General features: G+C 64.8%; 3 protein-coding genes. All 3 read right to left on the reverse strand.

Annotated elements, in window-relative coordinates:
* Window positions 1-18 precede the first annotated feature (18 nt).
* The 3 genes from AB5975_02355 to AB5975_02365 are packed head-to-tail and all read right to left on the reverse strand — an operon-like array spanning window position 19 to window position 11519.
* Window positions 19-3321 (reverse strand): amino acid adenylation domain-containing protein, encoded by a 3303-nt coding sequence (locus AB5975_02355; protein XDR20818.1) that lies wholly within the window; start codon window positions 3319-3321, stop codon window positions 19-21.
* A gap of 1 nt (window position 3322) precedes the next feature.
* Window positions 3323-11143: a non-ribosomal peptide synthetase gene (locus tag AB5975_02360; GenBank protein ID XDR20819.1), complete on the reverse strand. Its 7821-nt coding sequence runs from the start codon at window positions 11141-11143 to the stop codon at window positions 3323-3325.
* 1 nt (window position 11144) lies between these two features.
* Window positions 11145-11519 carry a phosphopantetheine-binding protein gene (locus tag AB5975_02365; protein ID XDR22899.1) on the reverse strand — a complete coding sequence of 125 codons (375 nt, stop codon included), beginning with the start codon at window positions 11517-11519 and terminating at the stop codon, window positions 11145-11147.

The raw sequence follows: 11519 nt of genomic DNA on the forward strand, positions 1-11519 counted from the left end.
CCTCCGTAGATAGACGTTTCAAGGCCTCCAGGGATTTAGCCAGTTCGTTCTGAACGGGTCCGCCAGCGGTGCCAGTTGCTCCAACTGCGTGCAGTAGTCGCCAAGCACAGGGTTTTCGAACAGTGCCTTCAGGCTGACCGCCAACCCCGCCTGCTCCTGGACGCGACCGGTCACCTGAGTGGCGATCAGCGAGTGCCCGCCAAGGAAGAAGAAATTGTCGTTCAGGCCAACCCGTTCGATTTTCAGTACATCGGCCCAGATAGCGGCCACCTGCTGCTGCAGCGGCGTACGCGGCGGCACATGGGCCTCTGCGAGCTGGGCAGTGTCCGGGCGCGGCAGCGCCTTGCGGTCCAGCTTGCCGTTAGGCGTGAGTGGCAGTCTGTCCATCAGCACCAGGTGGGAGGGCACCATGTACTCCGGCAAGCTCTTGCGCAGCGCAGCCCGCAGGTTTTCACGCAGCGTCTCCTGTGCGGCCACATCGGCCATCACGCGGGCATCGGTAGGCACGACATAGGCCACCAGGTGTTGCCCCGCCGGCCCGTCGATGGCCATGACCACGGTTTCACGCACCGCCTCTTGCTGCAGGCGGGTTTCGATCTCACCCAGTTCGATCCGAAAGCCGCGGACCTTCACCTGATGATCCACCCGGCCGACGTACTCCAGCACACCGTCGGGGCGATAGCGGGCAAGGTCACCGGTACGGTAGATACGCCCGCCCTGCTCATCGAAAGGGTTGGGCAAGAACCGCTCAGCACTGAGCCCCGGGCGTTTCAGGTAACCACGGGCCAACCCGGCACCGGCCAGGTACAATTCGCCTACCGCCCCCACCGGCACAGGTTGCAAGCCGCCGCTCAGCACATAGGCTGCACTGTTGTCCAACGGCCGGCCGATATTGGCCTTGCCGCCAGCGGCCCTGAGCGTGCAGGTAGAGTAGGTAGTGTCCTCGGACGGGCCGTAAAGGTCGTACACATCGCTCACATGCTCCAAGCGGTACAAATCGTCGACGATCGACTGCTTTAGCGCTTCGCCGCAAAGGTTGATGATTTTTACCGACGGCGGAATGTTGCCGGTTTCGCACAGCTGCTTGATGGCCGACGGCACGGTATTCACCAGCCGCACCCGGTCCCTGGCCGCCAGGTCAGGCAGTTCAAGGGCGTTGGCAGCCAACACCGCATAGCCACCAGCCGACAAGGTGACGAACAGCTCCCATACCGACAGGTCGAAGCAGATCGAGGTGGAGAAAAGCACACCGCACAGGTCCGCCTGGCTGTATACCGACAGCGACCAGCCGATCAGGGCCGCCACGCTGCGGTGCTCGATTTGCACCCCCTTGGGCTTGCCGGTGGAGCCTGATGTGTAGATGCAATAGATGAGGTTGCGGGCGGTGGTCAAACAGGCCAGGTCAGTATCCGGGTAGCCGTCGAGCGTCAACTGATCGAGCAGCAGCGTACGCGACTGGAACTGCGCAGGCATGCGCGTGATCAGGCTGGTCTCTGACAAAAGCAGGATCGCCTGGCTGTCATCGAGCATGTATTCCAGACGGTCCTGCGGGTATTCCGGGTCCAGCGGCACGTAGGCGCCACCCGCCTTGAGGATAGCCAGCAAGCCCACGACCATCTCCAGGCTGCGCTGCATGGCAATGCCCACCAGCACATCCGGGCCGACACCCTGCTCGCGCAGCTTGTGCGCCAGTTGATTGGCCCGGCGATTGAGTTCGCCATAGCTCAGCGTCTGCTCGCCAAAAATCAGCGCTGGCGCATCTGGGGCTTTCGTCACTTGTGCTTCGAACAGCTGGTGAATACAGCTGTCATCAGGGTAGCTGGCCAGGGTCGCGTTCCAGCCTTCGACGATCTGCTGATACTCATGATCGTCCAGCAGGGCAAGGTCGGCGATGCGCTGAGCAGGCTGTTCAATGATGACCGTCAGCAGATTCTGCCAATGCCGGGCGAACGTGCGAGCAGTCGAAGCATCGAACAGGTCGGTGGCGTAGATCAGCGCCGCGCCAATACCCTTGTCATGCTCGTAGGTTTCCAGGGTCAAGTCGAACTTGGCGGTATGGTTGTCCCACGCCACGGCTTGCACTTCCAGCCCCGGCAAGCTGTGCTGCTCGCCCTGGGCCTGGGTCTGATGGTTGTACATCACCTGGAACAGCGGGCTGTGGTTAAGGCTACGCTCTGGCTGCAGGGCCTCTACCAGCTGTTCGAACGGCAGGTCTTGGTGAGCCTGGGCCTCGACGACCCGCTGTTTGACCTGGCCGAGGAACTCGCTGAAAGACATCTGCACATCGAACTCGGCGCGCAGCACCTGGGTGTTGACGAACAACCCCACCAGGCGCTCGGTTTCCACACGGTTGCGGTTGGCCACCGGCACTCCGACGCGGATATCAGATTGCCCCGAATAACGGTGCAACAGGGTCTGGAAGCTGGCCAGCAGCACCATGAATGGCGTCACGCCCTGTTGCTGGGCGAACTGTTTGAGTGCATGTGCTTGCTGCTCGTGCAGGTCGATCGCCAGCCGCTCGCCCTTAAGGCTGCTGACCGTAGGTCGCGGGCGGTCCGTCGGCAATTCCAGCACGGGGGCCTCGCCCCCCAGTTGGGCGGTCCAGTAAGCCAGCTGCCGCTCCTGCTCACCGGCCTCCATCCAGCTGCGTTGCCAGATAGCATAGTCGGCGTACTGGATCGGCAGGGTAGGCAACTGCACGTCGCCCTCCTGGTTGTATGCTGCATACAGGCGCACCAACTCTTCCACCATCACTGGCATGGACCAGCCGTCAGCAATGATGTGGTGCAGCACCAACACCAGCACATGCTCTTGAGCATTCAATTGCAGCAGTTTCACCCGCAGCAATGGGCCGTTTTCCAGGTCGAAGGTTTGACGGGCCTCACGCTCCACCTGCTCGCGCAGGGCATGTTCGCCGGCACCGTTCAAGTGCTCGTAGGCCACGGTCAATGGCAGGCTCGGGTGAACCACTTGTACCACCTTCTCGCCCTGTTGGCTGAAGGTTGTACGCAGCGCTTCATGCCGGACCAGCAACGTGTCGAAGGCACGCTGCAGAGCGGCCCGGTCCAGCTCGCCCTTGAAGCGCAAGGCCGAAGAGATGTTGTACACCGCGCTGTTCGGGTCGAGCTTCCACAGGAACCACTGTCGCTGCTGGGCGAAGGAAAGCGGCAGTTGCGCAAATTCCCCACGCACCTGCGGGATGGGCAACTGCGCCAGGCTGCTGCCCTTGGAGGCCAGCTTTTCCAGAAACAGCCTGCGCTGCTCGAGTGGCAGCCGAATGAAGCGGTGAACCAGGTCGGTGTTGCGGGTATCGGTGCTCATCTCAAACTGCCTCAAGCTCATTCATGAAGTCGTGGAACTCGTCCAGGTCAGCCGTGCGGTCAGTGCTTGCAGCGCTGACCGCGGCGGCGTAATCGCGTAGGTTGTCGGTCTGGAAAATCAGGGCCAGTGGTGTCTCGGCCCCCAGTTCCATCTGCAGGCGCGCCACCGCTTGTGTGGCCAACAGCGAATGCCCGCCGAGTTGGAAGAAGTTATCGGTCAGCCCAACCCTTTCCAGTTTCAGCACATCCGCCCAGATCGCCGCGATCTGCTGCTCCAGCTGGCTCTGTGGAGCAACGTATTCACGCTGCAGCAAGCTGGCATCCGGCTGCGGCAGGGCCTTGCGGTCCAGCTTGCCGTTCGGCGTCACCGGCAGCTTGCCGAGCAGCAGCAGGTGCGCCGGCACCATGTAGTCCGGCAGGCCAACCTTGAGGGCCTCGCGCAGGCTGTCGCGCAATGCGCTTTGGTCTTGCGTGCTGTCGGCAGGCACCACGTAGCCCACCAGTTGCTGGCCGTTCGGCCCGTCCTGGGCCAGCACCACGGCTTCCTGCACGCTCGGCAGCTCCAGCAGGCGCGCTTCGATCTCGCCCAGCTCGATGCGCAGGCCACGGATCTTCACCTGGTGGTCGATACGCCCGGCATAGTCGATCACGCCGTCGGCGCGGTAGCGCGCCAGGTCGCCGGTACGGTACAGGCGGCCACCGTTGTCGATGAACGGGTCCGGCACGAAGCGTTCGGCGGTCAGTGCTGGCCGCTGGTGATAACCACGGGCCAGGCCCACGCCGCCCAGGTACAGCTCGCCGGCACTGCCGCGCACGGCGGGTTGCAGGCTGCCTTCCAGGATGTGGGTTTTCAGGTTGTCGATCGGCTGGCCGATCGGCACGCTGATGCTTTCGTCTGGCTGGCAGGTCCAGTGAGTGACGTCGATGGCCGCTTCGGTCGGGCCGTAGAGGTTGTACAGGCCCGCCGCTGGCAGGCGTTGCAAGGTTTGGCGCGCCAGCTCGGCCGGCAGCGCTTCACCGCTGCACACCACGCGCTTGAGGCTGACGCAGCTCTCGACCGCTTCGTGGGTCATGAACGCCTGCAGCATCGACGGCACGAAGTGCAGCGTACTGATGCCATGGTGATTGATGGTTTCCACCAACAATTGCGGGTCGCGATGAGCACCCGGCTGGGCCATGACCAGGCGGGCACCGGTCATCAGCGGCCAGAAGAACTCCCACACCGACACGTCGAAGCTGAACGGGGTCTTCTGCAGCACACTGTCGCTGGCGTCCAGGCCATAGGCCTTCTGCATCCACCACAGGCGGTTGACCAGGGCCTGATGGCTGTTGCCGGCGCCTTTCGGGCGGCCGGTGGAGCCGGAGGTGTAGATCACGTAGGCCAGGTTCAGCGGCGCCACGTCGAAGTTTAAGTTGGCATCGCTATAGCTGCTCAGGTCCTCGGTATCCAGGTCCAGGCTGCGCAGGCCGGCTGGAATCGGCAGGGTCTCGCGCAGGTGCGACTGGGTCAGCAGCAAGGCAATGCCGCTGTCGTCGAACATGTAGCTCAGGCGGTCCTGCGGGTACTCAGGGTCCAGCGGCACGTAAGCGCCGCCGGCTTTCACGATACCCAGCAGGCCGATGACCATCTCCAGGCTGCGCTGCATGGCGATGCCCACCAGCACATCGGGGCCAACGCCCTGTTCGCGCAGCTTGTGCGCCAGCTGGTTGGCACGGCCATTCAGTTCGGCATAGCTCAGGCTCTGCTCGCCAAACACCAGCGCCGGGGCGTCCGGGGTGGCGAACACCTGGGCCTCGATCAGCTGATGAATGCTGCGCTCATCCGGGTACGCGGCCTGGGTATCGTTCCAGCCTTCGACCATTCGTTGTTGTTCCGCTTGGCCCAGCATTGGCAGCTCGCCGATAACGGCATCTGGACGCTCGACCAGCGCCTGCAGCAAGTTGGCAAAGTGGCCAGCCAGGCGGCCGATCGTCTCGTCGCTCCACAGCGCACGGTCGTGACTGTAGTGCATCGACAAGGTGGCGCCCAGTTCCACCACCAGGGTCAGCGGGTAGTTGGTCTGCTCCTGCACCGCGACGTCGCCAAAGCGCAGGCCACCCGGCGCGCCCTGTTGCAACGCTTCGGCCACCGGGTAGTTTTCGAACACCAGGATGCTATCGAACAGCGCTTCGCCGCCCTGCCCCGCCCAGCGCTGCACGTCGTACAGCGGCGTGTGCTCGAACTCGCGCACGGCCAGGTTGCCGGCCTGCACCTGGCCGATCCACTCGGCCACGCGCTGCTCGGCACGCGGCGCGCCGATCACCGGCAAGGTGTTGATAAACAGGCCGATCTGCTCTTCCACGCCTGGCAGGTCTGCTGGGCGCCCGGCCACGGTGGCGCCGAAACACACGCTGGCCTGGCCGGTGCAGCGCTGCAGCAACAGCAGCCACGCAGACTGCACCAAGGTGTTGACCGTGACCCGATTGGCCCGGGCGAAGGCTTCGATGCGTGCGGTCTGCACGCGGTCGAAGGCCAGGCGGTAGTCGCCGTAGCCACTACCACCGGCGCCAGCACTGCCGGCAATGGCCTGGGCCAGGCGGGTCGGCTCGTCCAGCGTGGCAAGCTGGGCCTTCCAGAACGCTTCGGCAACGGCTGCGTCCTGGCCTTGCAGCCAGGCGATGTAGTCGCGGTAATGCGTGGCCGGCGCTTGCGGCGCCACACCTGCATAGCGTTGCAGCACTTCACCCAACAGGCGCGAAGTGCTCCAGCCGTCCATGAGGATATGGTGGTTGGTGTAGATCAGGTGGTGGCTGGCATCGCCGGTGCGCACCAGAACCAGACGCAGCAGCGGCGCGGCGGCCAGGTCGAAGCCGCGCTGGCGCTCACCCTCGGCCAGCGTCTGCAGGGCTTGCTCCAGGGCAGGCTGGCCGCGCCAGTCGTGCTCGCTGAAGGGCAGGTCGACGGCTTGGCGCACCACCTGTACGGCCTGCACCAGCTCACCCTGCAGGACAAAACCGCTGCGCAGGATGTCGTGGGCGTCCAGCGTGGCCTGCCAGGCTTGCTGAAAGCGTTGCACATCCAGCCCCTGCACTTCCACGCGCAGTTGGTTGATGTAATTGCCGGCCTGCTGGTCGTAAAGGGTGTGGAACAGCATGCCCTGCTGCATGGGCGACAGGGGGTAAACATCGGCGATCTGCGCTGCCGCCAGCGGCAGGCTGTCCAGTTGCGCCTGGGTCAACGCGGCCAGCGGGAAGTCCGACGGGGTCACCCCCTGGTGGCGGGTATCGCAGCAGTGCTCGACCAGCTCGACCAGGGCCAGTTCATAGGCGTTAGCCAAGCCTTCGATGGTTTCCGGGTGGTGCACGTCGGCGCTGTAGGTCCATTCCAGGAACAGCTCGCCGCCATACACCTGACCAGTGATGCTCAGCCAGTTGCCTAGCTGCGCGCCTGCACATTGAGTGCGGCCCGCACTTTCGCCGCTTGGGGTGAACAGTGCGCCAGCCTCACCTGCAAAGCTGGCATCGAACTGGCCCAGGTAGTTGAAGGTGACACGGGCCTGGGCGGCGCGTTGCAGTTGCCCACGCACGTGGGCATCGCCGAGGTAGCGCAGCAGGCCGTAGCCAATGCCTTTGTCCGGTACGGCGCGCAGTTGCTCCTTGATGGCCTTGATCGACTGGCCAAGGTCCACGCCCGGCGTGAGGCGCACCGGGAACAGGCTGGTGAACCAGCCCACGGTGCGGCTTAGGTCGAGGTCGTCGAACAGGTCTTCGCGGCCATGGCCTTCGAGCTGGACCAACACATTGTCTTGCGTGCTCCACTGGCACAGCGTGCGCGCCAGTGCGGTCAGCAGCAGGTCGTTGATCTGCGTGCGGTAGGCTGCCGGAGCCTGCTTCAGCAGCTTGGCAGTGCGCTCGGCATCCAACCGTGTAGCGGCGGTGCGGGCATGGCTATTGTCCAGGCTGCCCTGCGGATTATCGCGTGGCAATTCGGCATTGTTGTCGGCCAGCGCTTGCAACCAGTAGTCGCACTGGGCTTGCAGCGTAGGGCTGCCGGCGTGGGCGACCAGGCGTTCGGCCCAGGTTTGTACTGCAGCGGTCTTGGCGGGCAGGTTTACGGCCTGGCCGTTCAGCAATTGCTTGTAGGCTTCTTGCAGGTCTTCCAGCAGCACCCGCCACGACACGCCGTCGACCACAAGATGGTGAACCACCAGCAGCAAACGCTGCTGGCCATCGGCGAAATCGAACAGTTCGGCACGCAGCAATGGCCCCTGTTCCAGGTTCAGGCTGGCTTGTACCTCGTTGCCGGCAGCATCCAGCTCGCCTAGCGCAGCCAACTGGCGCTGGTGCAGCAACGGTGCGCTGCCCAACGGCTGGAAGCGTGCCCGCCACTGGCCATCGCCACGGGTGAAGCGCAGACGCAGGGCATCATGCTGCTCGACCACCGCACGCAAGGCGGCCTCCAGCTGTTGCAACTGTACCGGGCTGGCGGGTTTGAGCAGTACCGACTGGTTCCAGTGCGCCGGTTGCGCCACATCCATCTCGAAGAACCGCGCCTGGGCCGGCAGCAGGGCTACCTCGCCGCTGAGAGCCGTGTCCACGAGCGCCGCCGCTGGCTGCTTGGCCTCGATACGCTTGGCCACCTGCGCCAGTTGGTCGATGGTCTGTTGTTCGAACAACTGCTTGGGGGTGATCTTGATGCCCTGGCGTTTGGCCCGGGCAATGATCTGCAGGCTGAGGATCGAGTCGCCGCCCAGCTCGAAGAAGTTGTCGCTGCTGCCGACCCGCTCCAGCTTGAGCACATCGGCCCATACGGCGGCCAGCTTCTCTTCGATTTCACCTTGCGGCGCCACGAAGCCTCGGCTGACAGCGCCCGGTGCCGGCAGTGCGCGCTTGTCGAGCTTGCCGTTGGCGGTCAGTGGCAGGCGTTCGAGCAGCAGCATCTGTGCCGGCACCATGTACTCAGGCAAGCGTGCTTGCAACTGTGCCAGCAGTTGCTGCTCGGTGACGCCAGCCTCGGCGACCACATAAGCCACCAGTTGCAGGCGCTCGGCATCACTGTCCAGCGGCAGGGCCAGCACCACGGCCTCACGGACTGCGGGCAAGCCCGCCAGTAGGCGAGCCACTTCGCCCGGCTCCACGCGGTAGCCACGAATCTTCACCTGGTCGTCGGCACGGCCGATGAACTCGATCAGGCCATCGGCAGTCAGCCGCGCACGGTCGCCGGTGCGGTACACGCGGGCACCGTCCTCGGTGGGCACGAAGCGTTCGGCCGTCAGCCCAGGCTGGCCGAGATAACCCTGGGCTACGCCCTGCCCGCCCAGGTACAACTCGCCGGGCACATGCGCCGCCAGCGGGTTGAGATAGCCATCCAGCACCTGCGCGCTAGCGTTGCCCAGTGGGCGGCCGACCGGCACCGTGCGGCAGCCTGGCACGGGCTGGCCGGGCTCGAAGGTGAGCACGCCAACCGTGGTTTCGGTCGGGCCATAGTGGTTGATCACCCGGCAACCAGGGCGCAACTCGCGGATCTTTTCCAACAGGCCCCAACTGCATGCTTCGCCGCCAAGGATCAGCGCTTCGCCAGGCAGCACATCGGCAGCGCGGGCTGCTTGCAGCAAGCCTTGCAGGTGGCTCGGCACCAGTTTCAGCACGCCAACCTGGTGCTGCGCCATGTAACTGGCGAAACCATCCGGGTCGAAAGCCAATTCCTGTGGCAGCAAGTGCAGCAGGCGGCCCGAGGCCAAGGCGCCGAACAGCACGGTATGGCCAAGGTCGGCCGCCGTGGTGGAGACCATTGCCATGCTTGCCTCTGCCGGCAATTGCAGGCGCTCCAGCACCGCCTGGGTATAACTGGCCAGCGCCCCATGGCTGATCACCACGCCTTTCGGCTGCCCGGTCGAGCCCGAGGTGTAGATGAGGTAAGCCGGCTGTTCGGGGGCGACTGCCACGTCGAGCGGGCTGTCGCTGCAGGTTGCCCAGGCGCTGTGGTCGCAGGCAATCACCTGCAGGCCATCCAGGCCCACGAAACGCGAATCACCTGGCTCGTGCAGCAGCACTGTGGCAGCACTGTCGGCAAGCAGTTGTTGCAGGCGCTCCTGCGGTTGCTGGGTGTCCAGTGGCAGGTAGGCCGCACCGGTCTTGAGCACCGCAAGCAAGGCGCTGACCCATTCGATGGAGCGCGGCAGGCACAAGGCAACGACGCTGCCTGCGCCAACACCGCGCTGGCGCAGGTAATTGGCCAGGCGGTTGGACCCGGCCTCCAGCCCGGCCTGGGTCATGAACCGGTCACCCGCACGCACGCCGCCGCGCGCCTGGCCTTGAACCATTGCCTGGCGCCACAGCCCCAGGAAGTCGCCCTGTGGATAGGCCTGTCCGGCCATTGGCAACACTACTGGTACTTCCGGGCAATCGACGATCGCCTGCTGCGGGTCGCGGACCAGTGCCTCCAGTACCTGTCGCAGCGAAACCGCCATGCGCTCGATGGTGGCCTGCTCGAACAGGTCGGTGGCGAAGGTGAAGTAGCCTTCGATACCGTCGGCCTTGTCGGCGAAGTCGAAGGCCAAGTCGAAGCGAGCATCGCCGCCGTCACGGGCAAAGCCTTCCACCTCCAGCGCGCCCAGGCGCTGACGCCCCGCCTCACTGGTGGCCACATGCTGGTTGATCTTGAACTGGAACAGCGGGTTGTGGGCCAGGTTGCGCTCAGGCAACAAGGCGTCGACCAGGTGCTCGAACGGCAACTCCTGGTGCGACTGGGCGCCGCCGATCACCTCTTTCACCTGTTCCAGCAGTGCGGTGAAAGTGGCGCGCTCGTCCACCTGCACGCGCAGCACCTGGGTGTTGATGAAAAAGCCGATCAGGCCTTCCAGTTCCTTGCGGTTACGCCCGGCATTCGGTGCACCGATACGGATGTCGGCCTGGCCGCTGTAGCGCGACAGCACCACCGCCATGGCCGCCAGTACCAGCACGAACAGCGTGTGGCCGCCCTTGCGTGCCAGGCTGCGCAGGGCCTCGGCCCGTTCGCCCGCAATATCCACGCGCACCACCGCACCGCGCTGGCTTGGCGTGGCCGGGCGTTCGAAGTCCAGTGGCAGGCTCAGCACCGGCTGCTCGTCACCCAACTGCGCTTGCCAGTAGGCCAGCTGGCGCTGTGCTTCACCGGCTTCAAGCCAGGCGCGCTGCCAGATGGCGTAGTCGGCGTACTGGATCGGCAAAGCCGGCAAATCGGCCTGCCGCCCCTCGGCCAGGGCGGTGTACAGCTGGATGAACTCCTGCACCAGCACATCGCTGGACCAACCGTCGGAGATGATGTGATGCATGCTCAGCGCCAGTACGTGCTCCTGGTCCGCCACACGCAGCAAGGTCACCCGCAGCAGCGGCCCGCTCAGCAGGTCGAACGGCTGCTTGAGGGCCGCGTCCACGGCCACGCTCAGCGATGCTGCGTCGGGCTCGCCGTCGAACATCACCAGCTCCAGGGGCAGCGGGCACGGGTCGAGGATTTCCTGGTGGAATTCACCCTCCACGGAGGCGAAGCGCGTGCGCAGCGATTCGTGGCGCTGCACCAGCGCGTCCAGCGCCTGTTGCAGCACCGCCTGGTCCAGTGCGCCTTTCAGGCGTACGGCAATGGGCACGTTGTAGGCCGGGCTGTCGGGCTCCAGTTGCCAGAGGAACAACAGGCGCTGCTGGGCGTACGACAGCGGAATGCGTGCCAGGCCCTGGCGTGCCGGCACGATGGGCAGCAGGCGGAAGCTCTGCCCGCTGGCCTGCATCTTTTCCAGGATCTGCTGGCGTTGCTCCACGGGGAGGCCGACGAAACGTTGGGCGATGCGTTGTGCTGCAGTGAGTTCCATGTCAGGCCTCTGTGAATGCGTTCATCATTTTTTCGATATCGCTCAGGCCATCGTCGGTCAGCGACAGGGCCTGTTCATCCAGCGCCAGGGCGAAGGCGCGCAACTCGGGGTGGGTGAAGATCAGCCGCAGTGGGATGTCCAGCCCCAGCTCGACGTTGATCCGCGACACTGCCTGGGCGGCCAGCAAGGAGTGGCCGCCCAGCTCGAAGAAGTTGTCGTTCAAGCCGACCCTGGCGACGCTCAGCAATTGCGCCCAGATATTGGCCAACTGCTGTTGCCGCTCGGTCTGCGGCGCCTCGTAGTCATGCTGCGGCTGGCTCGGGTCAGGCAGCGGCAGGGCCTTGCGGTCGAGCTTGCCGCTTGGGGTCAGCGGCAT

This window comes from Pseudomonas putida (genome assembly GCA_041071465.1).
GTDB classification, from domain to species: domain Bacteria; phylum Pseudomonadota; class Gammaproteobacteria; order Pseudomonadales; family Pseudomonadaceae; genus Aquipseudomonas; species Aquipseudomonas putida_P.